The sequence below is a fragment of the Aliagarivorans taiwanensis DSM 22990 genome, from assembly GCF_000429505.1.
Taxonomy (GTDB): domain Bacteria; phylum Pseudomonadota; class Gammaproteobacteria; order Enterobacterales; family Celerinatantimonadaceae; genus Aliagarivorans; species Aliagarivorans taiwanensis.
In genome coordinates this window covers 76324-101011 of the sequence record NZ_AUBZ01000009.1, presented here as the reverse complement: position 1 = coordinate 101011, position 24688 = coordinate 76324, and the positions used below count along the sequence as shown (strand labels likewise).

General features: G+C 54.5%; 19 protein-coding genes. 6 read left to right on the top strand and 13 right to left on the bottom strand.

The window, feature by feature from the left end; translation table 11 throughout:
- Positions 1–3: 3 nt before the first annotated feature.
- Entirely contained in the window at positions 4–2505 is a 2502-nt protein-coding gene (locus G462_RS22090) for a glycoside hydrolase family 3 protein (RefSeq protein WP_051326610.1), read from the bottom strand.
- A 171-nt stretch (positions 2506–2676) separates the two neighbouring features.
- Positions 2677–3498 (bottom strand): methylated-DNA--[protein]-cysteine S-methyltransferase, encoded by an 822-nt coding sequence (locus G462_RS0107965; protein ID WP_026958536.1) that lies wholly within the window; start codon positions 3496–3498, stop codon positions 2677–2679.
- A gap of 389 nt (positions 3499–3887) precedes the next feature.
- Here G462_RS0107965 and G462_RS22085 point away from each other — a divergent pair, with 389 nt between their 5' ends.
- Positions 3888–5051 (top strand): 3-phenylpropionate MFS transporter, encoded by a 1164-nt coding sequence (locus tag G462_RS22085; protein WP_051326609.1) that lies wholly within the window; start codon positions 3888–3890, stop codon positions 5049–5051.
- Between the two features lie 22 nt (positions 5052–5073).
- Here G462_RS22085 and G462_RS0107955 read toward each other — a convergent pair whose 3' ends face one another.
- From G462_RS0107955 to recA, 7 genes are all read right to left on the bottom strand, one after another.
- Complete coding sequence (locus tag G462_RS0107955; RefSeq protein WP_026958535.1) at positions 5074–5652, bottom strand: porin family protein; 579 nt, start codon at positions 5650–5652, stop codon at positions 5074–5076.
- Between the two features lie 165 nt (positions 5653–5817).
- Positions 5818–6411: a porin family protein gene (locus G462_RS0107950; RefSeq protein ID WP_026958534.1), complete on the bottom strand. Its 594-nt coding sequence runs from the start codon at positions 6409–6411 to the stop codon at positions 5818–5820.
- Positions 6412–6549: 138 nt separating this feature from the next.
- The gene (gene csrA, locus G462_RS0107945; RefSeq protein WP_026958533.1) at positions 6550–6738 is read right to left on the bottom strand and encodes a carbon storage regulator CsrA; all 189 of its coding nucleotides are present in this window, start codon (positions 6736–6738) and stop codon (positions 6550–6552) included.
- A 112-nt stretch (positions 6739–6850) separates the two neighbouring features.
- Positions 6851–8068, bottom strand: a complete 1218-nt coding sequence (locus G462_RS0107940; RefSeq protein ID WP_026958532.1) for an aspartate kinase — start codon at positions 8066–8068, stop codon at positions 6851–6853.
- 34 nt (positions 8069–8102) lie between these two features.
- Complete coding sequence (gene alaS / locus G462_RS0107935) at positions 8103–10727, bottom strand: alanine--tRNA ligase (RefSeq protein WP_026958531.1); 2625 nt, start codon at positions 10725–10727, stop codon at positions 8103–8105.
- Between the two features lie 167 nt (positions 10728–10894).
- The gene (locus tag G462_RS0107930) at positions 10895–11356 is read right to left on the bottom strand and encodes a regulatory protein RecX (protein ID WP_026958530.1); all 462 of its coding nucleotides are present in this window, start codon (positions 11354–11356) and stop codon (positions 10895–10897) included.
- Positions 11357–11361: 5 nt separating this feature from the next.
- On the bottom strand, positions 11362–12411 hold the full coding sequence (recA, locus tag G462_RS0107925; RefSeq protein ID WP_026958529.1) for a recombinase RecA: 1050 nt from the start codon (positions 12409–12411) through the stop codon (positions 11362–11364).
- Positions 12412–12682: 271 nt separating this feature from the next.
- Here recA and G462_RS0107920 point away from each other — a divergent pair, with 271 nt between their 5' ends.
- From G462_RS0107920 to mutS, 3 genes are all read left to right on the top strand, one after another.
- Positions 12683–13342, top strand: a complete 660-nt coding sequence (locus tag G462_RS0107920; protein WP_026958528.1) for a Bax inhibitor-1 family protein — start codon at positions 12683–12685, stop codon at positions 13340–13342.
- A gap of 45 nt (positions 13343–13387) precedes the next feature.
- Positions 13388–14158, top strand: a complete 771-nt coding sequence (locus G462_RS0107915) for a hypothetical protein (RefSeq protein ID WP_026958527.1) — start codon at positions 13388–13390, stop codon at positions 14156–14158.
- Positions 14159–14402: 244 nt separating this feature from the next.
- Positions 14403–16940 (top strand): DNA mismatch repair protein MutS, encoded by a 2538-nt coding sequence (gene mutS / locus G462_RS0107910; RefSeq protein WP_026958526.1) that lies wholly within the window; start codon positions 14403–14405, stop codon positions 16938–16940.
- Between the two features lie 31 nt (positions 16941–16971).
- On the opposite strand, the gene G462_RS0107905 is transcribed toward mutS, so the two are convergent.
- A complete protein-coding gene (locus G462_RS0107905) occupies positions 16972–17511 on the bottom strand; it encodes an NUDIX domain-containing protein (protein WP_026958525.1) in 540 nt (179 codons plus the stop codon).
- A 304-nt stretch (positions 17512–17815) separates the two neighbouring features.
- On the opposite strand from G462_RS0107905, the gene G462_RS0107900 reads away from it, so the two are divergent.
- Positions 17816–18334, top strand: coding sequence for a hypothetical protein (locus G462_RS0107900; protein ID WP_026958524.1), 519 nt, complete (start codon positions 17816–17818; stop codon positions 18332–18334).
- A 3-nt stretch (positions 18335–18337) separates the two neighbouring features.
- Positions 18338–18538, top strand: a complete 201-nt coding sequence (locus G462_RS0107895; RefSeq protein WP_026958523.1) for a PEP-CTERM sorting domain-containing protein — start codon at positions 18338–18340, stop codon at positions 18536–18538.
- A gap of 97 nt (positions 18539–18635) precedes the next feature.
- Here the strand turns inward: G462_RS0107895 and G462_RS0107890 are convergent, their stop codons facing one another.
- The 3 genes from G462_RS0107890 to G462_RS23855 all read right to left on the bottom strand — a co-directional run bounded on the left by G462_RS0107890 (position 18636) and on the right by G462_RS23855 (position 24552).
- Positions 18636–20786 (bottom strand): cellulase family glycosylhydrolase, encoded by a 2151-nt coding sequence (locus G462_RS0107890; protein WP_035477184.1) that lies wholly within the window; start codon positions 20784–20786, stop codon positions 18636–18638.
- Positions 20787–20847: 61 nt separating this feature from the next.
- Positions 20848–23664, bottom strand: a complete 2817-nt coding sequence (locus G462_RS0107885) for a glycoside hydrolase family 9 protein (protein WP_026958521.1) — start codon at positions 23662–23664, stop codon at positions 20848–20850.
- A gap of 291 nt (positions 23665–23955) precedes the next feature.
- Positions 23956–24552, bottom strand: coding sequence for a hypothetical protein (locus G462_RS23855; RefSeq protein ID WP_157378578.1), 597 nt, complete (start codon positions 24550–24552; stop codon positions 23956–23958).
- Between the last annotated feature and the right edge of the window lie 136 nt (positions 24553–24688).

The following is a 24688-nucleotide window of genomic DNA, read 5'->3' as shown; positions in this document are numbered from 1 at the left end:
GGCCTAATCGGCCAACACCAGAGAAATATTGCTAAAGGCTATGTGCGCCGCGTCTTCACAGCGCAGGCGCCAAACCTTGTTGTTCACTTCCAGGCTGCGTAGCGAGTCATCCAGCGCGACCCGGATGCTATGCCATTGGCCATCGGCTTGTTGCAGTTGCTCGGAGATGTCGAAGCGATACTGCCCCCACCCCATCAGCTCCAGCTCTACCCACACCGGCGCTTGTGGCGCTTGCTCAAGCTTCACATCGATGCAGAACTCCAGCGCCTTGCCGCTTTCCCACGGCAGTGGCATCAAGCCGGGTAGCACTTCCAGGGTCAGCTCGAAGGGCTCTTGGGCCTGCACCGCACGGGCGTCGTACTGGTGTTGGTAGTTAATCGGCTCAATATGACTGCCAGCCACATCCAGCGGCGAGCAGCCTGGTAACATCACCGCGCGCGGTTGCGATTGCAGCGCCAGCGACAAGGGGTGACTGATCTGCGCTTCACGGCCAAATAGCACGTACTCGGCCACATCGATGGCGAACTCGCGGCTGTCTAACTCCAGGCGCGGGGTCTCTTGGGCGCTTTGATAACTCAGGCCAAAGCCCAGTGGGAATAGCGCCGCTTGTTCGCGGCTATCAATCTCGTTGGCCGGAGAGGTAAAGCCCGGGATATGAGTCGCCGGATGATTCAGAGCAAAGGCGTCTTTTTGCGCCGGCCAGCTAAAGCTGAGGCGTCCCTGAAAATCGTGTTGCACCTGCTCTTGGTGGTCGCGGAATAGCACATCGACGATACCGCCGCCCTGAGTGCCCGGCAGCCACGCCGCCACAAAGGCCTGCGAGTGGTTGATAAGATCGGTGCAATACAGCGGGCGACCGCTGAACATTACAGTCACCACCGGGTGGCCAGCGGCGCTCAGGCGGGCGATGGTCTGAGCATCTTGGTTGTTGCTCGGATGTAAGCTGCTGAAATCTAGCGTCTGTCCGGCTTTGATATCGCCATACATCTCGGCGTAGCTCTGCTCACCGATCACCACCACGGCCACACAGCCTTTCGGGGCCTGCGCTTCGTCGCGGATCAGCTGCTCACCAAGGTAGCCGGTTAAGGCGCAATCCAGAGTCTGCGCGCCCGGGAAGTCGGATACCGCGATATCATCGCCCTGCCAGCTCAGACTCCATCCGCCACATTGCTTGCTGATACTATCGGCACCGCTACCGGTCAGCAGCACCGCTTGGTTGGGAGACAGTGGCAGCAGCGATTGGTTGTTTTTTAGCATTACCAGTGATTTACGAACCGCCTCGCGCGCCAGCTGTTGGTGTGCATCGCTACCTAGTAGCTGTGGCTGATTGGCATATTCGCGCTGCTGAGGCGATGGCTTATCCCACAGGCCAGCACGCAGCTTGACGCGCAAAATACGGCGCACCGCATCATCAATCCGGCTCTCGTCGATCAGCCCAGCCTCTACATCGCGCTGCAGGTTAGTCAGACAAGCCTTCCAGTCGCTGCGTGCGGTTACCATCAACACGTCAACGCCAGCGTTTACCGTATGTCGGGCATCTTGCATGCTCGAGCCGCTTACTTCGCTGTGGCCGTTCCAATCGGAGATGACCAGCCCATCAAAGCCCATCTTGTCTTTAAGCACATCGCTGAGCAGATAACGGCTGCCGTGGATCTTGCCGTTGTACTGGCAATCGATGTTAGACGGCGCGTAGTTGTTGTTGTGATCCCAGGAGTTGAACGAGGCCATCACCGCCTGCACGCCGGCGTTTAGCGCGCTGACATAGCCAAGGCCATGGATATTCAGTAGTTGCTCTTCGCTGTAGCGGTTAATCCCACGGTCGACACCGTGTTCGGTCCCGCCATCGCCGATAAAGTGCTTAGCAGTGGCCACTACCCGGCGCTCGCCAGCTAGCTGCTCAGTATCGCCTTGGATACCCTCAACCATGGCGGCGGCGTAGTGGTACACCAGCCCAGAGTCTTCCGAGTACCCCTCATAGACCCGGCCCCAGCGGTAGTCGCGCGGCGTTGCCACGGTGGGGGCGAAGGTCCAGTCGATGCCAGTGGCGGCCACTTCTGCCGAGGTTGCCACTCCGATGCGGCGGATCAGATCCACGTCCTGCGCTGCGCCCAAGCCGATGTTATGCGGGAAGATGGTGGCGCGAAATACGTTGTTGTGGCCATGTACCGCATCGCTGCCCCAGATAAACGGAATACGAAATCCACGCCCCTGCCAAGCCGCTTCATTGGCTTGGTAGTACTGCTCGGCTGCCTCAACCCAAGCCTCAACCGGTGCGTACTTGTCGTTGCCCGGCCAGCTACCGCCACCATTTAGCAATGAGCCAAGCTTATACTCGGTCACTTCTTGGGGGGTCACGTCGGTCAGGTTGGGCTGGAGCATCTGGCCCAGTTTTTCCTGCAAACTTAGCTGGGCGAGGATCTGCTCAATCTGCTGCTCTTGCACCGCATTAGGGGCAATCTGGCTGCGGATCTCTGGCCACTCGGCAAAGTATGGGGTGGAGTCCATAAGGCTCATTAACAACTCTCAAATAGCGATATAGCAATGGCCTCATTCTACAAAAATGCGTTTTTGGGAGCGCGTCCAAAAACGGGGTTAATTGGGAGCAGACTCACAAGACATGAAACCGCCGATGAAACTGCAAGCATGATGGATTGCATGGCGTTGGGATGGGAGAAGTTAAGCGTGTTTTAGTGCCGATTCTCTGGCCAACATCACCTGTTTACGCTGCTCTCCCCAGCGGTAGCCACCCACTACACCGCTGGCGCGTATCACCCGGTGGCAAGGGATCAGATAGGCCAGTTGGTTACGCCCTACCGCATTGGCGACTGCGCGGCTCGCGGTGGGCCGACCCAGCTGCTGGGCCAGCTGCTGATAGGAGTAGCGCTCCCCGAAAGGGATCTTTAGCAAGGCTTGCCATACCTGTACCTGAAAGTTACTGCCCTTGACCCACAGATGCAGCGCTCGAGGCTGTTCGCTGGGCGTGAAGATCTGCTCAGCCAGCGCTTGCATGGGCTTTATAACCAAGTTCGCCTTCGGCCAGGCCGCACGCAAACTCTGCAAGGGGTCGCTGTCATCCTCGACAAAGCCCATATGACAGATGCCCCGCTCGGTGGTGGCAATCAACACTTGGCCAAAGGGACTAGTAGCGACGCCATAGCCAATCTCAAGGCCCTCCCCCTGCGACTTGGCTTGCTCAGGGGTGACCGCCTCTAACGTCACGTAGAGGTCATAGAGGCGGGAGGGCCCGCTCAGTCCCAAGTCGCCAGCCAACTCTAGCTGAGACTGCGAGCGGGCAAGGCAATGCTTGGCATGCTGCAGGGTGCAGTACTGCATAAAACGCTTTGGCGAGAGCCCCACCCATTGGCTAAACAGACGCTGCAAGTGATATTCGCTCATTGCCATCTCAGAGGCGAGCTGCTGCAAACTAGGTTTACTGCTGTAATGGCTAACTAAGTAGTCCACCGCTTGGCTGATTCGCTGATAATCTCGATTTTGCATATCACAGGGCTAGGATTAACTGGTTTACTCACTTTACGCCACCGAGCGGGCAAGCTCGACCTGAATCTTGCTCAATACTCGTTTACCGCGGGCTTCGCTATTACTGCAGCAAAGGCGCGTTTTCCACCTGACAGTTTGTTACACAGAAGTCCTCAATATACCCGAGCAACCTCAAGATGCTTGTTCAGCGAGATTTACCCGCCCCTCAGGCAAGGCACTGCTACGCCGATCTAGTGGTCTAAATCAAGGAGCAGTAACGCAGTATGAGGGACGGGTAAACTCGCCCTTCGGGAGACGCTCAATATCCTGCATCTTGAGGTTGTTCGGGTATATGACAGGCATTTGATATACACTCTGCGCCATCATTTCCCTCTCTAGGACATCATCGCGTGATCAAACTGAGTGCCGCTCCCTGGATTGCCAGCTTTAATGCTGGTTTGTTTTTCCTTTGGGGTATATTCCTACCGTTCTGGTCGCTGTGGCTGGAGGGGGAAGGCATGTCGGTATCGGCGATTGGTATCCTGTTGGGCGCAGGTATGCTCACCCGCGCCTTGGGCAGTATGTTGCTGATGCCACTGGCCAAACGCTCCGAACAGCTGCCACCGCTACTCAGTTGGGTGGCGTTTGCATCGCTGGCAGTGCTCACCGCCTTCCTGTTTCTTAACAACTACTTCTGGCTGTGCCTGCTCACCCTCACGCTGAACTTCTTTGTGGCAACCATGATCCCGGTGAGCGATGCCATCGCGACCCGTTGGGTTAGCAGCTTGGGGATTGATTACGGCCGGGCGCGGGTGTCTGGCTCGGTGGCATTTATTATCTCATCTTCGTTGATGGGCATCGTGCTCAGCCGCTATGGCACGCCGAGTATCCTCTATGCTGCGATTGGTGCAGCGCTGCTCACGCTGCTGCTTAGCCGGGTCGCCCGCGCAGATTCACTGGAAGATGATGCAAGCCCGGTCGCAGACGCCCAACCGAAAGGGCGGCTTTTCAAAGTGCTGGCCGACGCCAACGCCCGCCGCTTTATATTGGCGACTGCACTTATCCAAGGCGCTCACGCCGCCTACTACGCCTATGGTTCGCTGTATTTCCGGGATATCGGCTTTAGCGATGCCAGCATTGGCTATTTGTGGTCGGTGGGGGTGATCTGTGAGATGTCGATTATGATCTTCGGCATGCGTTGGTTCCGCAGCTGGTCACCGCTGCGCATGCTGATTCTGGCGGCTATCGCTGGGGCAGTAAGATGGGCATTGGTGGCCACGGTGGATAACGTGGTGCTAATGGGGCTAACTCAAAGCATGCATGCGCTGACCTTCGCATTGGCTCAGATCGCGGTGATTCGCTATATCGCCCACGAGGCCCCTGCCTCTCAAGCGATCTCCTTGCAAGCGCTCTACTCGGCGTTATCACTGAATTTGGGCACTGCGCTGCTTACCTTCCTGTGTGGCGCTTTGTATGCCGATATCAGCGGCAACATCTTCTGGATCATGGCGGGCTTAAACCTGCTAGCCATTCCCCTACTGGCAAAAAAAACCGCCCCTAAAGGAGCGGTTTAATCAAGCTGACGGAGTTAACACCTTAAAACAGGAAGTTAATGCCAACAAAGGGGCCGCTGTAGCTTTCGCGATGTAGCGGCGCCTTCATATCTTCCCACTGATAGCCGCCGGTTACTCGAAACTCCGGGAACTCAGTGAAGCGATAGCTTAAGCCTGCGCGATATTGCTCGCGCTGGTACTTCTCATCATGCAGCGGGTACAGCGCATCCGCCATCACGCCAAAGTTCATCAACGGCAGACGCCAGTTAACTCGGGCGGTCGCCGCTAGCTGCTCGCCACCGTCGGTACCGGCCAGCCATTTGTGGTCGGCGCTCCAGTTCTCGTAAGCCAAGCCCCAGTCAACCCGGAGGTTGGCCGCATCAAACAGGCGGTAGAACAGCTCAAGGTTGTAGCTTGAGCCATCAAACACATTCCCTTGATCGCGCTTAGTCATCCCTGCAGCTACGTTGGGAATGATGGGCAAGGCATGCCAGAATCTCAGGCTTGCATCGCCTTGCCAGTCGGATGATGAGCCAGAGGTGTTGGCCCAAGAGCCTTCTAGCTCAACTTCAAACAAGCTGGCTTGAGCGCCCAGCACCGCCGAAAACAGGCCAAAGGCCAAAGGCCAAAACAGCTTTTTTCATAAAAAGCAGCAGTAGATAAATTTTTCGGCATTTTAACATAAAGAGCTAAAATATAAACATCAAACAGCTTTTAATCTCACTTCTAATTCACAATACAGAATCATGACCCGCCTAAGCCGACAGTTTAGATAAGTCACCCATGCCTAGAAACGCAGGTTCACACCCATAAACGGTCCACTACGGTCGTTGTTCGCCCAGCGGGTCTTAAGCTCTTCCCACTGAAAACCGGCGTTAAAAGTCAGCTGTGGATGCTCGTTAAAGCGGTAACTCAAACCCATGCGCCATTGCTCGCGTTTGAAGTCTTCGTGGGTAAGCGGGTATTGCATATCAGCCATTACCCCCAGATTAGAGGCTGGGAACAGCCAGCTAAAGCGTCCCGAGGCATAAAGCTGCTCGCCGCTACCGACGCCAGCCAAGTGTTTCTTGTCGGCGTTCCAGCGCTCATAAGCCAGACCTAAGTCCAGCTCCCAGGCAAACGACTCCACCAGGTTGTAGAACAGCTCGAACTGAACGCGACTACCATCGAAAGCATCGCCTTGTGAGCGATTGGCTGCGGTGATACCAACATTCGGGAACAGGGGAATACCGTGGCGCAGGCGGGCAGACATATCGCCCTGCCAACTAGAGCTTGAGCTGGAGGTACTGGCCAGATTGCCATCGAGCTCAAGGGTCAACGCGTGCGCTGGCACAACAGTACTGGCGCCAAACAGCAGCACGCTACAAAGAAGTTTTTTCATCTTAGATACCAAAGGAGAAATAATGCGCAGGCATTTTGGCATATTCGGCTAGATGAACCCACCCCGACCTCTGAAAATATCGAGGCTATAAAAAAAGCCAGTCATAAAGACTGGCTTCTAAAGAATGCTTTTCAATACTTAGGCGTTGCCGCTAGCCGCGTTTTTCTCGGCTTGTATGCGCATATAAATCTCTTCGCGGTGAACCGATACTTCTTTTGGCGCATTCACACCGATACGTACCTGGTTGCCTTTAACACCCAATACAGTAACGGTAACTTCATCACCAATCATTAACGTTTCGCCAACGCGGCGAGTCAAAATAAGCATCAACTATCTCCTTAAATTAAACGGTCGCTCTTTTACCGCATACAAAGCCGCTTTTCTTTGATCACAAATAAACTATAGCGCTAAGCCTAGTTACTTTGTAAAAAAGAGCTAACTATGATTGTTCCAGGCCAAAGGCACTGTGTAGAGCCCTTACCCCTAGTTCTAGATATTTTTCATCAACAACCACTGACACTTTGATTTCAGAGGTTGAGATAAGTTGCATGTTAATTCCTTCATCTCCGAAGGTTTCGAACATGGTTTTCGCAACGCCGGGATGATTCATCATGCCCACGCCAACGATGGAAATCTTTGCAAGGTCCTCACGACCTTGAACTTCACGCGCTTCTAACTTCTGGGCGGTTTCTTGCAACAAAAGCTTAGCACGCTTGTAATCATTACGGTGCACGGTAAAGGTAAAATCAGCGGTGCCATCACCCATGGAGTTCTGAATAATCATATCCACGTCGATGTTCGCGTCACCAATCGGCGCCAAGATGGAGGCCGCAACCGATGGCTTATCCGGAACCCCAAGAATAGTTAAGCTTGCCTCGTCTCTATTAAAGGCAATGCCTGAGATAACCGGTGATTCCATCTTTTGCTCCTCGTAACTAATTAGGGTTCCTTCACCTTCGTCGAAACTCGACAATACACGCAGCGGTACATTGTACTTACCTGCAAACTCCACCGCGCGAATTTGTAATACCTTGGCCCCCAAGCTGGCCATCTCCAGCATTTCCTCAAAGGTAATGCTTTTTAAACGGCGCGCCTTGGGCTCGACCCGAGGGTCGGTGGTATAGACGCCATCCACGTCGGTGTAGATCTGACACTCATCGGCTTTCACCGCTGCGGCAATGGCTACCGCGGTGGTATCCGAGCCACCACGACCCAAGGTGGTGATGTGGTTATCTGGAGAGCGGCCTTGAAAGCCCGCAACCACCACAACCTTACCCTGATCCAACTCATGGCGCAGGTTTTTATCATCGATATCGGTGATGCGCGCTTTGCCGTGGGCATCGTCGGTGTGCATACGCACCTGATCGCCGGTCATCGATACCGCGTTACAGCCCTTTTGCTGCAGTGCAATACTCAATAAGGCAATGGTGACCTGCTCGCCGGTGGATACCAGTACGTCTTTTTCGCGCTCACTGGCATTTTCGTCCAGCTCGTTCGCCATACCCAATAAACGGTTGGTTTCGCCAGACATGGCCGAAACCACGACAACTACCTGATGGCCAGCTTGTTGAGTGCGGATCACCCGGTCAGCAACCGCTTGGATCCGCTCTAATGTCCCAACTGAGGTGCCACCATACTTCTGTACGATAAGTGCCACTGTCTCTCCTTAGGTTCCCTGTTCTTAAAATCTATTACAGCTGTTGGCTTAACCACTCACGAGCGGCATCCAATGCACTCGCCAAGTTCTCAGGTTGGCTACCGCCAGCCTGGGCCATATCAGGGCGACCGCCGCCCTTACCGCCAACGTCTTTGGCTGCCACGTTAACCAGCTCACCGGCTTTCACTTTACCAGTTAGGTCTTTGGTCACACCGGCAATCAGGTTGACCTTGCCTTCGCCCGCCACACCCAACAGGATGATGCCGCTCTCAAGCTTCACTTTCAGGTCATCCATGGTAGTACGCAGGGCTTTTGGCTCTACCCCTTCTAGCGCGGAAACTAGCACCTTCACACCGCCAAGCTCTTGAACTTGGCTTAGGATGTCACCGCTAGCGGCTTTGGCCAACTTGGCTTTGAGCTGCTCAACTTCTTTTTCCAGCAGTCTGGTGCGATCAATCGCGCTGCGCACACCTTTAATTACCGAGAATTGGTCGGTTTTCAGGATTGACGCGGCTTGCTCCACCTCTTCGCCCACCTTGTGCATCAGGTCGATTGCATACTGACCAGTGACCGCTTCGATACGGCGCACCCCAGCAGCAATGCCTGATTCGGCAGTAATCTTGAAGAAGCCGATGTCACCGGTGCGGGTTACATGGGTACCGCCACACAACTCTGTGGAGAAATCGCCCATCTTCACAACGCGTACGTCGTCGTCGTACTTCTCGCCAAACAGCGCCATCGCGCCGCTTTGCTTGGCTTCATCCAGGGTCATAACCGCAGTTTCTACCGGCCAGTTACGACGGATTTGCAGGTTTACCAAGTGCTCAATCTGACGGATAGACTTGGTGCTCACTGCTTCTAGGTGAGAGAAGTCAAAACGCAGACGTTGCGCTTCAACCAACGAGCCTTTCTGGGTCACGTGCTCGCCCAGCGTCTGGCGCAGCGCGGCGTGCAGCAAGTGAGTGACTGAGTGGTTCAGCGCGGTGTTCCAGCGACGACGAGAATCAACGCGGGCTTCTACCTCAGTGCCAACGCTTAGCTCACCACCTTCCAGGTAGCCCATGTGCACAAAGGCTTTGCCGTTTTTCACGGTGTTTTGCACCACGAAACGGCCATTGGCCAATGCCAGCTCGCCGTGGTCACCGGCCTGACCGCCTGACTCGGCGTAGAACGGGGTTTGATCAAGCGCAACAAGCAGCTCATCGCCACTTGCTGCTTGCTCAACCGCTTCGCCGTCTTTGTACAGTGCAACCACTTGGCCCTTGGCATCTAGCTCGGTGTAACCCAAGAAGCGAGTCTCGCCGTCGATCACCAAGTTCGCGTTGTAATCGACGCCGAAGTTGCTGTTTTGCTTAGCGCGTTCGCGCTGTGCTTGCATGGCCGCTTCAAAACCGGCTTCGTCGATGCTCAGCTCACGCTCACGGGCCAAATCGCCAGTAAGGTCAGCCGGGAAGCCGTAGGTGTCGTACAGCTTGAAGACCAGCTCGCCCGGGATAACCTTGCCATCTAGCTCGCTTAGTGCTTCATCAAGGATCTGCAGGCCGCGATCAAGGGTCTTACCGAACTGTTCTTCTTCCAGACGCAGTACTTTTTCGATCATGGCACGCTGGGTAACCAGCTCTGGATAGGCCTCGCCCATCTCTTTAATCAGTGCCACAACCAGCTTATTGAAGAAGCCTTCGCTTGCGCCCAGCTTGTTACCGTGACGCACGGCGCGGCGGATGATGCGGCGCAATACATAGCCACGGCCTTCGTTGGATGGCATCACGCCATCGGCAATCAGGAACGAGCAAGAACGGATGTGGTCAGCAATCACCCGCAGTGATTTATTGTCCAGATCGGTAGTGCCGATGATGTCCGCTGCCGCTTTAATCAGGTTTTGGAAGATGTCGATCTCATAGTTTGAGTGCACGCCCTGCAAGATAGCGGCGATACGCTCAAGGCCCATACCGGTATCTACCGATGGGTTTGGCAGTGGCTCCATGGTGCCGTCGGCATGACGGTTAAACTGCATGAATACCACGTTCCAGATCTCGATGAAGCGGTCGCCATCTTCTTCTGGGCTACCCGGAGGTCCACCCCAGATGTGGTCGCCGTGGTCGTAGAAGATCTCGGTACACGGACCACATGGGCCAGTGTCGCCCATCTGCCAGAAGTTATCTGACTCATAGGGCTTGTCTTCCGACTTGTCGCCAATACGGATTACCCGATCAGCAGGCACGCCCATTTGTTGGGTCCAGATATCGAAGGCTTCGTCATCGGTTTGGTAGACAGTCACCAACAGGCGCTCTTTCGGCAGCCCCGCCACTTCGGTGAGGAACTCCCACGCGTAGTTGATGGCGTCTTGCTTGAAGTAATCGCCAAAGCTGAAGTTACCCAGCATTTCAAAGAAGGTGTGGTGACGTGCGGTGTAACCTACGTTTTCCAGGTCGTTGTGCTTACCACCGGCGCGAACACAGCGCTGTGAGGTAGTCGCGCGATTGTAGGCGCGCTTATCAGAGCCCAGGAATACATCCTTGAACTGGTTCATCCCTGCGTTGGTGAACAACAGCGTAGGATCGTCGTGGGGAACCAAAGAACTACTGGCAACAACCTGGTGACCTTTCTGCTCAAAATAGCTTAAGAAGGCATTGCGGAGCTCAGCTGACGTCATCTTCATGAAATTGAGTCCTATAACGGCGAAGGTTAATAAACTGCGAAAAATAGCAGTTAAAACGGCTTAACCAACGATATCGTGTGAAACTGAAAAATATCCGGACAATATAGCACGCACTAGAGTGCATAAAAAGCCCAATCAGCACTGGGCTCACGCCTGATTTTACGCGCTCACTCGCCGTCTTCGGATGTCACTTCCTGATAGAGGATGTTAATCAGGTCAGAGGCGAAGCCGCGGCGGTACAAATAGGCCGAAACCTTGCTCCGTGGTTGCCAGTTTTTAAGGTCACTTGCGGTGTACTTACGGTGAAAGGCTTTTTCCAGCGCTGCATACCAATCCCAGTCAGGCTCAGCGACAATCTCGCTGGCAAGGTTGGCGGCAATCCCTTTGCTTTGCAGGTACATGCTTGCCCGTTTCGGGCCATAGGCTTTGGCGAGCTGGGAGCGAACCAGTTGCTCGGCGTAGATGCGATCGTTTAGCCAGCCATTCTCGATGGCATAGTCGCAGGCCGATTGGGCTTGCTCGTCGGAAAATTCTTTAGTGAGGAGTTTTTGGAAGAGCTGCTGCTCGCTGTAGTTGCGGCGAGACAGCAGTTGCATGGCGGCGGAAACCGCCGCCTGTGGGGTAGTCATCAGACTTAAGCGTCTTGCTCTGGTTGTTCAGCCAGTGGCGCTTCGACTTCTTCTGGCTCTTCTTGGCTAACGGCCAGCAGGTTTGCACGAAGGGTGGTTTCGATTTCGTTGGCGATCTCAGGATGCTCGCTCAGGAACTTACAGGCGTTGGCCTTACCTTGACCAATCTTGTTCCCTTTGTATGAGAACCACGCGCCAGCTTTATCAACTAACTTCTCTTTTACGCCCAAATCGACCAGCTCACCCATACGGTTGAAGCCTTCGCCGTACATGATTTGGAATTCAGCTTGCTTAAACGGCGGTGCAATCTTGTTCTTAACAACCTTCACGCGGGTTTCGTTACCCACGACTTCATCGCCCTGCTTCACCGCACCGATACGACGAATATCCAGACGAACCGAGGCGTAGAACTTCAGCGCGTTACCACCGGTGGTGGTCTCTGGGTTACCGAACATCACACCAATCTTCATACGAATTTGGTTAATGAAGATACACATACAGTTGGTTTGCTTGAGGGTCGCGGTCAGCTTACGCAGAGCTTGCGACATCAGGCGCGCCTGCAGGCCTACGTGGCTGTCGCCCATCTCACCTTCGATTTCAGCTTTTGGCGTTAGTGCTGCCACTGAGTCGATAACGATCAGGTCAACCGCGCCAGAGCGGGCTAGCATGTCGGTGATTTCCAGCGCTTGCTCACCGGTATCTGGCTGGGATACCAACAGGTTGTCGACGTCTACACCCAGCTTTTTCGCATAGACAGGGTCAAGGGCATGCTCGGCGTCTACGAAGGCACAGGTTTTACCGGCCTTTTGCGCTTGCGCAATCGCTTCCAGCGTCAGGGTGGTTTTACCCGAGCTCTCTGGACCATAGATCTCAACAATACGGCCCATTGGCAGACCGCCCGCACCCAAGGCGATATCGATAGACAGCGAACCGGTAGAGACGGTTTCGATATCCATGGTGCGGTTATCGCCCAGCTTCATAATGGAGCCTTTACCAAATTGCTTTTCAATCTGCCCAAGAGCAGCGGCTAAGGCCTTCTGTTTATTTTGATCCATGTTGCCCTCAACGGTGCGAATTCGTGTAGTAACTGTTGAGCACAGTATACTGGATGTTCATACAGTATCAATACCTGTATAGGAAATTTTCAGCAGCGTATTGCAAGCCAACGATTTCTCAGTTATCCAAGTGCTGACAGGCACTCCCCAACATTCGCTCTCCTACCCATAACAACAATATTTACTGTTGTATCAATCGGCTGCTTGATTCATGATGCCGCCTCACACTACCCCATTGAAAATACAGCGATAAGAGGAGTCAACCCCACCTATGAACACTGGCGTATTTGATAGAGGTTACACCCGAGGTAAACAGCTAAGTGCATCGATGTACAATGCTGCGATTGGATTGGTCCTGCTTTGGGGCTTCGCGATTAACTGGTGGATGGTAACCAACATCTCTCCTGAAGCAGTGTTAAGTATCCACCCGCTGCTCTTTTTTGGGGGGTATTTTGTAAGCTGCATTGGCGGCGTTATGTTGTTCACTAACTCTGAAACACCGCTGATCAGCTTTATTGGTTACAACATGGTCGTGGTGCCTTTTGGCTTAGTACTGAACGTTTTTGTGGCTGACTTTGATCCTATGCTGATTGCCGAAGCCGTTCGCGTTACTGCATCGGTTACCTTATTGATGATGATTTTGGGCACCTTGTTCCCACGCTTCTTTCAAGGCATAGCGGGAGCGCTGACGATAGCCCTGCTGATGGTGATTGTCGTTGAGATGATTGAAGCGATCTTCTTTGGTCGTCACCGAGGCATCATGGATTGGATTGTCGTAGTGATTTTCTGCGGATATATCGGAGTGGACTGGGGGCGCGCTAACCGTATCCCTAAAACCCTGGATAACGCTATCGACAGTGCAGCGGCCCTGTATATGGATATTATTAACCTGTTCATCCGTATTTTGTCGATACTCGGTCGCCGGAAGTAACTCCGATTTAATACGAACAAAAGCAACACCCAGAAAGGAAACTAGATGTCCTCCCGTTTCAACCATTCATCCACCGATGAGTCATTGGCCCACTCGCCCACACTCGCTAAGCGAGCGAAGAAACCAAGGTTTTTTAAAACCGCTAAGGCCGAGCATACAACGATTGCCTTACCTTCAGCAGGTTTTCATCTGCTGATCGGTACACTCAGCATGTTGTTCTTAAGTCTTAACTATTGGGCGATAGCCCACCATGAAGCGCTGTACCAGTCGCTCATTGCGCACTTCGGCGGACACCTGATTTGGATGCTCCCCTTGTTGTTGGCGGCCACCTCCTTGGTGTTTCTGTTATTCGACCGCCCTTGGGTGAGCTTTTTGGCCAGTTTGGGAACGACGTTTATCAGTATCACTATTCTGCATATCTGCTCTTGGTTGTTTGAAGGTGAGGCACAATCCCTCCAGCTTCTCAGCGTACTGCTATGCGTTATTCCCTTGGTCACCTTCGTGGCACTGGCTAAGCCATCATGGTTTGGAAGCATTTCCCGTGGAGCGCTTTGCTGTGTTGCTGTGTTCTTCCTACTGCTGGGAGCCCAGCTGGTATGGGGAATCTGGGAACTACACACCGGCCTTTGGATCCTCGCTTTTCTGTGCTGTATTGCGATGGGAATATGCTGGGGTGGATACAGTGAAGGGGAAGCAACGCTCGACCGCGCAATCGATGCCGCTGGCTTGATTTTTTCCAGTTTCTTCTTGGCATTACTGTATCTATTTTATGTGTTTATCATCGGTTCATTCTTGAAAAATAGATACCAGCGCTAGGTTTTCCTTGCTCTCATCGAGATAAATCAGCGGGGCGAGCGGCGCTTTTTAGTTCACATCGACTCAATGTCCAGAGCTGCGACTTCTGGACTAAGTGGATAAGTGAGCGGGAAAGCCAACTCACCCCGTCTCTTCTCCCTTCGCCTCTTCGAAGCAGCTTTGCTAAATCCTGATTGCCTTTTGCTGCGCAACTCTTATCCTTGTTCCATCTCTTTTATCCCTTGTTAGTTAAGCAGCAGTTTCTATGCAAAATCTCGAAAAACACACCCCGATGATGCGCCAATACCTCACGCTGAAGGCAGAGCATCCGGACATCTTGTTGTTCTATCGCATGGGGGATTTTTACGAGCTGTTTTTCGATGATGCTAAGCGCGCCGCCGACCTGCTGGATATCTCGCTGACCAAGCGTGGTCAGAGTGCTGGTACGCCGATCCCGATGGCCGGCGTGCCCTATCATGCGGTAGAGAACTACTTGGCCCGCTTGGTAAATTTGGGCGAGTCGGTGGCGATCTGCGAGCAGATTGGCGATCCGGCCACCAGCAAAGGGCCGGTGGATCGCAAGGTGGTGCGCATCATCACCCCGGGCACGGTGAGCGATGAAGCGCTGCTCGATGAAAAGCGCGACAACTTAGTGGTCGCTGTGACCAATCAAGGCGAGGCCTTCGGTATCGCCCACCTCGATATCAGCTCCGGCGAGTTTTTGATTAAGCAGTTAAGTGGCGAGCAGCAGCTTAATGCCGAGCTGGCGCGACTTAACCCGGCAGAACTGCTCTACCCCGACAGCTTCGAGTACAGCGCCAACCTTGCCCATATCAAGGGTCTGCGCCGCCGTGGTGACTGGGAGTTCGACCTCGATAGCGCCAAGCAGGTACTGAACCAGCAATTTGGCACCCAGCACCTCGATGGCTTTGGGGTATCCCAAGCTGGCCTGGCGCTATGTGCTGCCGGTTGCCTGCTGCAGTATGTTAAAGACACTCAACGCACCGCCCTGCCGCATATCAACCAGCTAAAAATGGAACAGCAGAGCGACTTTATCCAAGTTGATGCCGCGTCGCGTCGCAACCTGGAGATTACCCATAACCTCAGTGGCGGCACCGATAACACCCTCGCCTCGGTGCTCGATCGCTGCGCCACCGCCATGGGCAGCCGCCTGCTCAGCCGCTGGCTGCACCAGCCGCTGCGTCGTCAGGCGCAGATTATCCAGCGCCAGCAAGCGATTGCCGAAGTGATTGAGTTCGACCTGCCGACTCAGCTACAACCGGTACTGAAAGGCATTGGCGATATCGAACGCATCTTGGCACGTCTGGCGCTGCGCTCCGCCCGCCCACGCGATCTCGCCCGCCTGCGTAATGCCTTTAGCCTGTTGCCAGAGTTGCAGATGTACCTCAAAGACAGCCCGGCGCTAAGCGCACTGGGCGAGCAGATCAGCGAGTTCCCTCAATTGCTGGAGTTACTAGAGCGCGCGATTATCGACAACCCACCGGTGCTGATCCGCGACGGCGGGGTGATTGCCGAGGGCTACAACAGCGAGCTGGATGAGTGGCGCTCACTCAGCGAGGGCGCCAACCAATACCTGCAGCAAATTGAAGAACGCGAGCGCGAGCTTACCGGCATCGCCAACCTCAAGATTGGCTACAACAAGGTGCATGGCTTCTATATCGAGGTCAGCCGCGCCTACTCCGAGCAGGTTCCGGCCAGCTATGTGCGTCGCCAAACGTTGAAAAATATGGAGCGCTACATCATCCCCGAGCTGAAAGAGTACGAAGAGAAGGTACTCTCCAGCCAAGGAAAAGCGCTGGCGCTGGAAAAGCAGCTTTACGAACAGTTGCTAGATCTGCTGCTGCCCTCCCTTGGCGAGCTGCAGCGCAGCGCCCAGGCGTTGGCCCAGTTGGATGTGCTGAATAACCTGGCCGAGCGCGCCGAGAGTCTCAACTACCATCGCCCAAGCTTTGTCGATCAGCCATGTTTGGAGATCAGCGCTGGTCGCCACCCGGTGGTCGAGCAGGTCAACGACACCCCGTTTATCGCCAACCCGGTGCAGCTGAATCAACAACGCCACCTGTTGGTTGTGACCGGTCCGAACATGGGCGGTAAGTCGACCTATATGCGCCAAACCGCCCTGATTGCCCTGCTTGCCTGTATCGGCAGCTACGTACCGGCTGAGAGCGCCACCATCGGGCCGATTGATAAGATCTTCACCCGGATTGGCGCCTCGGACGACTTAGCCAGTGGCCGCTCAACCTTTATGGTGGAGATGACCGAAACCGCCAATATCCTGCACAACGCCACCGCCCACAGCCTGGTGCTGATGGATGAGATCGGCCGCGGCACCTCCACCTACGATGGTATGTCGTTGGCTTGGTCGGTGGCCGAAGCACTGGCCAAGGTGCAAGCCTTTACCCTGTTTGCCACCCACTACTTCGAGCTGACTCAGCTGCCAGAGTTACTGCAAGGGGTGTACAACGTGCATCTGGATGCGGTGGAGCACCACGATACCATCGCCTTTATGCATCAGGTTCAAGATGGCGCAGCCAGCAAGAGTTATGGCCTGCAAGTGGCCGCATTGGCCGGTATTCCGCAGTTTGTTATTCGCCAAGCAAAGCACAAACTGCAGGGGCTGGAGCAGCAACAAAGCGCTCAGTTATCACTGCCGGTAGAGGTGATGGAAGCGCCGAGTGTCGAGCCGCACCCCGTGGTGGAACAGCTTGCGAGCATTAGCCCGGATGAGCTTACCCCGCGTCAGGCGCTAGAGCTGCTGTATCAGTTAAAGCAGCAGCTGTAACTCCACAATTACCGACCCTATCAAGGCCTGCTCACAGCAGGCCTTTCATTTTGACCAAGCCATAGGCATTCACGGTGCTGCTATCGGCTATCTCACCGGAGAGGATCATCGCCTCGAAGGTGGCCAGGCTGACCCGCCGCACCAACAGCCCCTCCTCTTCCTCATCGAGTTGCTGCTCGCCTTGGGTTAGCTCAGTGGCGAGAAAGATATGGTAGCGCTGGTTACAAAAGGCCGAGGCCATATATTGGCTGGCCACATACTCTAGCTTGCCGGCAATAAGCCCGGTTTCTTCGCGCAGCTCGCCTGCTGCAACCACTGCGGGCTCGGCGTCGGGTTGGCTCTCCCAGCTGCCTTGTGGCAGCTCCAGGCAGCGCTTACCGATGGGATAGCGGTACTGCTCCACCAGATAGATATCTTGCTGCTCCACTGCTAGCACCACCACAAAATCGGCCTTCTCGACGACGCCGTAGATCCCCTCGCTGCCGCTCGGTCTGAGGATCTTGTCCTCTCGTACGGTCATCCATTTGTTTTGATAAACGACCCGACTCCCCTGAGTTGCAATCTCGCTCATGGCATTACTCCTAGTAAGCATCAGTTCTTCACAGCTTATCCTGATAAGGTTTCATTGCGTTGACGTTGAACCCAATACCGCCTGATTGAATTGCGGAAAAACGTGAGCTGTGATTTAGAAATTGGTTAATTAGTGTCAGCTAATTTTACATGCTAAGTAAAAAGTTAGTTTTTACTATCAGCAAAAGATGCGGAATATCTAAGTGCATGTTTATTGGATCTATTCTTGCTACTGCTCGACGGCAGTAGAAAACTTAGGATCGACGGCAGTAGAAAACTTTCTACCTATATTGCAAGGAGCAACAATGAACACCCGTACCCTAATTACAACGAGTATGCTGGCATTGGTAGGATTCGGTGCCCACGCTCAACTGATCACCTACGAGTTTAATAACGGCGACAGCTTAGATGGCTGGACCACCGACCGCAGCGCCCCCAGCGGCTTTGAGATCATCAACAACGAGTTGGTGATGACCGTCTCCGGTGAGCTGAACGACAACAACTTCTACAACACCCAAGGCATGAAGCTCGATGGTTTGCGCGCTGATTATATCGGCGTGGATATCTTCATCGACTCAGGCTGGGACCAACCCGGTCGCTATGGCGGTTTGTGGGGAACCGCTGAGAATGAAGGTGGCTCACTGAAAGAATGGCCGATCATGGAGTATCAATACCAGTACGAAAACCCCAGCTACGCTGAGACGCAAACCGGAATTGGTATCTGGGATACTTATGATGGCTGGGTCGATCCGGTAAGTGATGCCTTCGAGCTAGATGCCTTTAACCGCCTCGAGATTTTCCTTGCCGATGGCCTGTTCAGCTAATTTGTGAACGGCTCCGAGGTCTACCAAGGCCTATCGAATGCCGCCTTTATCGAAGAGATTATCCTCAACGGCTATAACACCCTGTCAGCACAAGGTGGCTATAGCATCCGCTACGATAATCTGACCTACAACGATGTGCCGGAACCGGCTGTGTGGTCCTTGCTGTTGTTAGCCGGGCTGGGCTTGGTGCGTCGCCGCCGCTAGGCAGCGCTTTAGCCGCAATACCTCGCTCTATAAAACAGCATCAAAAAAGGCCCGCCGAGGCGGGCCAAGCTGTCAACCTACGCTGACCAAGGATAATCTAATAAGCCACACAGGCTGGCGCTGCAAAGCCACCGCTATGGGTACCTTGCAAGCCAAAGCTGACGCTCTGTCCCGGCGCTAGCTGTCGGTTGTACTCAACACCACTTACGCTGATTTCGGTATCCGATAGCGTTTCATACTGAGCGCTCCAGCCCTGACTAAAGGTCACCGGTACTGGGAACTCCAGCAACACCTGCCAATCGCTAATGGTCTGCGCGCCGGTGTTGGTAACGGTAATGGCGTTAATCACAAAGCCGCCATCCCAACTATCAAGATTACCGACCTCACAGCTAAGGAAGGCACTGGCGGGTTCGCGCAGGGTCAGGCTCAGGCTATCGCTCACCTCAAGGCTCGCCCCATCGCTATCTAGTGCAGTCACGGTTAGCAGGTAGTCGCCAGCAGGTACCAACAAGTCGAGCAGATACTGGCTGCCCTCCACCTGGATTTGCTCACCGGCGAAGTCCAGCATAAAGCCAGCAGCATCGTTAAGTGCCACTTCTACCAGCACACTGCCGCCGCTCTCTAGCGTGGCGTTAGCGCTAGGATTGACCAAGCTGATCTGCGGTTGCAGCGGCAACTCGTCCACCACATTGACCACGATGCTATCGCTAGCCTCAAGCGCTTGCCCAGTCTCATCCAGCCCCACCAAGCGAATGCTCACCTCACCCTCGCTAGCAGGCAGTGTCACCGCCACAGGCGATGCGCTCACCGCGCCTTGCACCAACTGGTTGTTCAGATACACATCCACCGCTGCCACTTTGCTGGCTTGATAGGCCACGCTTAGCTGGCTGCCGGTTAAGGCATAACTGCCCGATGCTGGCGTTTGAATGGAGACTGCCGATACTGTGCTGGCCAAGTAGTCGCCCAGGCTCACCCCGGTTGCTGCGCTACCCAGCGGCACCACCCGGTCCAGACCGATAAACTTGCCCTGCTCGTTCTTCCACAGCGTTGGCTCGAGCACCGCATACTTCTCTTCATCCCAGGTGGTCCAGTCGTAGCCGACTAAGCCGCCGGTATCGCCGGAATTCGGGTTAAAGCACCAGAAGGTGTGGTGCAGACGGTGTTCTTGAATCAGCTCGCCGATGGCACGGATCCACTTCTCGTTGCCGGCACCGTCCATAAAGCCGCCCCACTCGCCAATTAACAGTGGCGAGATGTTCTCTTCATGGATGAACATCCAGTTGTCCTTCCATACATCTTCGTAGAGAGTGTCTTTGTTAAAGCCCTCATAGAACCACGGCTGGTCGAACACCAGCGGCCCGTAGTCGTGGGGCGAGTACATAAACTGGCCTTGGCGCTCACCGAGGTCCACCGGTAAGTCGCGCACCCCACGCAGGTTGCCGCCCCACCAGTTGCCGTGGTAGTCATCCTCATCCATGCTGGTCCAGGTCACGCCATCTTTGGGGTAGACCTCGATGCCTTCACACATGATCAGCATCTTTGGATTGATATCGAGGATCAGGTTGGAGGCCTTCTCACAGGCGTACTTCCAGTTGTTCACATCTTGGGAGTCATCCCATTTGGCAAAGTCACTGCCAGACCATGGCAGGCCGTGGGGCTCATTCTCCAAGTCCACCGCAATAATGGTGTCGTCGTTTTTGTAGCGCTCTATCACCCACTCCCAGGTGGAGAAGAAGATCTCAGGGGTGATGTCGCCCTTGTACCACATCGGCGCGACATGACCGGAGTTATCCGCCTCTGCGCTGTGCACGTCCAACAAGATTTTTAGCCCCACCGCTTTAGAGCCAGCGATCATCGCATCGAACACGTCCAAGGAGGTGGCTCCCGCAAGACCGGGGTTAACACTCTCGTTTACCGTGGCAGGGCTCTCATAGCCTTGTTGCCACTCGTAGAGCAGCTCGGTGGAGATGGGTACCCGCAGGATGTTAATCCCGCGCCCAGCGATGTTGGCTAAGGTGTCTTCGAGGTTGACCGACCACAGCCCGTGTAAGATCCGCTCGGAGGTATTAAAGCCAAACCAGTTGGCCCCGGTCAGCCATACCGGCTCGCCTTCAGCGGTGACGATTTGATTCCCTTCAACCCGCAGCCAGTCGTCATCGGGTAGCGGGGTGGCAGCCATGGCGGAACTACACAATGACGCGCCCAGCGCCAACCCCATCCATGGGGTAGAACGTTTGATAAAGTTCATGATAAGTCCTTGAGATAACACAGCCTGCCAAGTTGGCAGGCTGTTGATTTACGGGTACAACTTAAGGAAGAACAGTGCAGCTTGGCGCAATGAATTCGCCGCTGTAGCTGCCCTGCAGACCAAAGGTGGCGCTGCCACCGGCCGGCAGTGAACCGTTGTAGACTTCGTTTTCAGCGGTGATGCCCATGCCATCGCTCGACTCAGCCAATTTGGCATTCCAGCCGTTGGTTAGGCTTACCGGCATGTCAAAGCTCAGCAATACCTTCCAGCCATCTACTGCCACCTCAGAGTCGTTGCTCACGGTAACGCTGTTCATTACAAAGCCGCCCGGCCACGTGTCGATGGTGGTCGGCGCACAGCTCAGGCCGCCAAGAGGAGGCTCAACCCCTTCAACGATATCCAGGCTTAGCGTCGCTTGGGCATCCAAGGCTTCGCCATTCTCATCCACAGCAATCACCGATACGGCGATAGTCGTTTCAAAGTCAGGTGCCACAATGGTCACCACGCCGCTGCCAACCCGGCTGGCCACTTCAACGCCGTCCACGTAGACCTTGGCGGCATAGGCATTGGCCAGGTCAATCTGCAGATCGATGTTGCCCGCTGGCGGGAACTGAGCACCGTCGGCAGGTGAGCTGATGGCAACCGCTGGGATAATCGGCGCTTCCACCTCGATGCTCACGCTGGCCTCTTGCGACAATGCACCTTGGTCATCTTCTGCCACAAAGCCGAAGCTGTCGTTGCCGAAGAAGCCGTTGTTTGGCACATAGCTGGCCACCGCACCGCTTAAGGTCAGCGAGCCGTTAGCTGGCTGTATCGCGATCTGATAGCCGACGATGCTGCCATCGCTGTCGCTGGCACTGAGGGTAATGCTGGCTGGGGTGTCAAACGGTGTTGTGACACTTTGCGAATCCGCAATCGGTGGGCAGTTGATACCGCTGTCTGCGCCACAGGCGGGTGCGGGTTCTTGGCCCCATACCAACACGCCGTTGTCGTAGAGGGCGATCTTCGGCGCTTGTACATGGGCCGAGCCGTAGTCATCCCACGATGGGTCGTTGCTGTTGTCCCAGTCTGGGTCGTTGTTATCAGACGGCAGGGCGAAGCGGAATTGCACCTCTTTCTTGCTGTCAGATTGGCCACCGGGGAAGATATTCACCCCTTTGAAGCTGATCTCGCCGTAGTAAAGGTTCTGGGCAGGATCGCCCCATGGGAAGGGACCGGTAAAGCCACTGCCTTGGTCATAGGCGGTGCGCAACTCTACATCTTCGGCGCTGTAACCAGCGGCAATCACCTCACTCAGATCCACAAAGTAGCGCATGGTCAGCTGTTCGGTGGTACGTGCTGGCCAAGCGGTGTGGTTGTGCACCCGCGCAGAGATCTCGATATGACGAGGGCCTTGCGAGTTTAGCTTGGCATCAACGTACAGCTCGGTATCACGCACTTCTGGTTGTGGGAACAAGCTGTCGTCAATTGGCTCACCGCCATGGTCCAGCCATAGCCGTGCCACGGCAGAGGTGAAGCCGGCGTTGTAGTCGGTGGCCACCTCGTTTTTCACGTAATCATCGCGGTCATCTTCCCACGAGTCGTCACGACCCGGGCCACCAACCAAGGCACCCACCAACAAGTGACGGTTCTCGATGGGCTCTTTGGAGCTATCGTTCCATGCGCCATGCGCGGTACGGTGGTGAGGCTTGGTAGGGTGGAAGTCACCGTAGCCAATGAGGTAAGAGATCCCCAATGGGTTGTCACCCAGAATGTACTCTAACTGTGAGTAGGCAAAGTCATAATAGGTTTGGGCTTTGGCCGCGTTTAGACCTTCGGCTTTGAGGTAGTCAGAGTAGAGCAACGCCAGGAACGAGGTGTTCGAGGAGTAGCGCGCTGCGCCCCACGTATCAAGGAAGGCCAGGCCTCCCGGCGTGTAGCTGATCCGACTGCCTTGATAGCCAACCGTCCAGTAATCCAACCAGCGCTCGGCATCATCGCGATACTCTTGTTCGCCGGTCAGTGCTGCCATTAACACGTAAGAGCCATAGGACTTATCATCCCAGGCCTGCCCCCACTTGTAAGAGCGGGTGTCCGATTGTGGCTCGGTAGACAGGAACTGATATTCGGTTTTGGCGATATCCAGATAGCTGCTCTCGCCAGTGGCACGGTATAGCCAGATAGCGCCCCATACCAACTCATCCTGATAGCCACTCCAGGAGTTGTAGTAGGCCTGCGCATCGGTAATCGCATCGCTATATACGCCGCGATACTCATAGGCAAAGTCATACAGCTGGCGAGCATGTTCTAACAGCTTGGCGGAGTAGGCCGGGTCACTGTCAGCAAACACCATGGAGATCGCCGACAGGGCTGCGGCGGTTTCACCGGCTAGGTCGCTACCGGGATTGGCGGCGTCGATTTTGAAGGAAGGACGAGCCATCGGCAGCACCTCTGCCGAGCCCCACCATTTGTGGTCATCGCCACCGTGACCCACCTGCCCCCAGAACTCGGTCGGACCGGTGTGCGCTTTGACAAAGTAGTCGGCCACAAAACGCAGGTTGTTTTTGATATGGACCATCTGGTTGGTCTGTTGGTAGGCCTCGGGGTACTCAACCACGCCCCACGCCAACATCGTGGCGGTCGCCGCCATCGGGAAACCAAACTTAACGTGATCCCCGGCATCGTACCAACCGCCGGTGAGGTCAACCCCCACATCGTCGCCATCGGTCATAGCCGAGTCGCCGCGCCACTCAACCCGATTCCACGCAGGTAGTGGCCCAGATTGTTGCGCTTCGTAAAAGTAGATTGATTTTTGTAGTGCTTCACCATAGTTCGTTGCGAATGCGCTGCTAGCACCCAGTGCCATTAAGCCCACAACGACTGACTTCTTCAGTTCCATGCTCTGCCTCTCAAGTTATTCATTTAACTTCGGTTCGACGACGTATCGCTAGGCGACACGCTCGAACGCAGTGAGGTCAGTACATTTGGTCGGCAAGCTCCCTGACTAAGACTGCAGAGTCCGCAACCAAATGGACGTTCCTTGACCAAGCCAAGTTCAGGTAGTGGATAGTGGATAGTGGATAGTGTTAAATTACTCTGAACCAGACGCAGATCAGAGTGTGAAATGTTTGAACGAGGGGCAATTGCTTATTGATGATTCTATGAAGATAAATGTTAAAAAGTCGTTTATTCATGAAACTGTCAAGTTAAAAACTTGCCAATAAGCGGTGAAATTTAAGCCGGATCGCAAAATGCGCTTTCTATCATTAAGAGCGACCAGAGCGCAAAAAACGCACCAGTAGCATACCCAAATAATCCCAAAGAAAATCAAAGCGGTTGTTCCATCTCCTTGAATTTCATTAAGAAAATAGTCCCAGTCAAATTCGCCATCATCGTTGATGGTGGAACCTAATAAGATGAAACCGAGGAAGCCACTGTAGCTGTAGAAAGCCACTTTTTTGCGTTGTCGCTTAGGGCTTGGCGCAGAAGTGAGCGCTAACCCCAAACCGCTGTAACTGAACTCAAGCTTAGACACCAGTGACAACAATCGCGCCTTAGCGCGCTGTTGTTCGGCCAACACCTGCTCGTCTTGCTCGAGCTTGTCGGCCAGCGCCAGCCAGCGGTCGAGAAACTCCAGCTCAGACTTGGCCAGCTCCAGCTCACGCAGGGTGCGACTGACATTGTCGCGGTTTCGCAACCAGTTCATAACAATGGTTAAGATCCCCGGTACGATCCCCACAAAGGCACCGATTAAACCGAAGATGGCAATCATCATGTTGTTGCTCATGGCGCAGCGCTCGGCAAAAGTTAACAGGGCTTAAGTGGCAAAGCATATGTCGCTGACGCCAAGGCTTGCGGTAACAAGCCTTGATGAGCTGTTATTATCGGTGTGAATGCGTAGCGAATTCGCTACAGCTAGAACG

Excerpts from the sequence above, each read along its gene's own strand:
- G462_RS23855 (WP_157378578.1), bottom strand. The coding sequence starts at position 24,552 with ATGAGCAACAACATGATGATTGCCATCTTCGGTTTAATCGGTGCCTTT.
- G462_RS0107950 (WP_026958534.1), bottom strand. The coding sequence starts at position 6,411 with ATGAAAAAACTTCTTTGTAGCGTGCTGCTGTTTGGCGCCAGTACTGTT.
- G462_RS22090 (WP_051326610.1), bottom strand. The coding sequence starts at position 2,505 with ATGGACTCCACCCCATACTTTGCCGAGTGGCCAGAGATCCGCAGCCAG.
- mutS (WP_026958526.1), top strand. The coding sequence starts at position 14,403 with ATGCAAAATCTCGAAAAACACACCCCGATGATGCGCCAATACCTCACG.
- G462_RS0107965 (WP_026958536.1), bottom strand. The coding sequence starts at position 3,498 with ATGCAAAATCGAGATTATCAGCGAATCAGCCAAGCGGTGGACTACTTA.
- G462_RS0107900 (WP_026958524.1), top strand. The coding sequence starts at position 17,816 with ATGAACACCCGTACCCTAATTACAACGAGTATGCTGGCATTGGTAGGA.
- G462_RS0107920 (WP_026958528.1), top strand. The coding sequence starts at position 12,683 with ATGAACACTGGCGTATTTGATAGAGGTTACACCCGAGGTAAACAGCTA.
- csrA (WP_026958533.1), bottom strand. The coding sequence starts at position 6,738 with ATGCTTATTTTGACTCGCCGCGTTGGCGAAACGTTAATGATTGGTGAT.
- G462_RS0107890 (WP_035477184.1), bottom strand. The coding sequence starts at position 20,786 with ATGAACTTTATCAAACGTTCTACCCCATGGATGGGGTTGGCGCTGGGC.
- G462_RS0107905 (WP_026958525.1), bottom strand. The coding sequence starts at position 17,511 with ATGAGCGAGATTGCAACTCAGGGGAGTCGGGTCGTTTATCAAAACAAA.
- G462_RS0107885 (WP_026958521.1), bottom strand. The coding sequence starts at position 23,664 with ATGGAACTGAAGAAGTCAGTCGTTGTGGGCTTAATGGCACTGGGTGCT.
- G462_RS0107915 (WP_026958527.1), top strand. The coding sequence starts at position 13,388 with ATGTCCTCCCGTTTCAACCATTCATCCACCGATGAGTCATTGGCCCAC.
- recA (WP_026958529.1), bottom strand. The coding sequence starts at position 12,411 with ATGGATCAAAATAAACAGAAGGCCTTAGCCGCTGCTCTTGGGCAGATT.
- alaS (WP_026958531.1), bottom strand. The coding sequence starts at position 10,727 with ATGAAGATGACGTCAGCTGAGCTCCGCAATGCCTTCTTAAGCTATTTT.
- G462_RS0107930 (WP_026958530.1), bottom strand. The coding sequence starts at position 11,356 with ATGACTACCCCACAGGCGGCGGTTTCCGCCGCCATGCAACTGCTGTCT.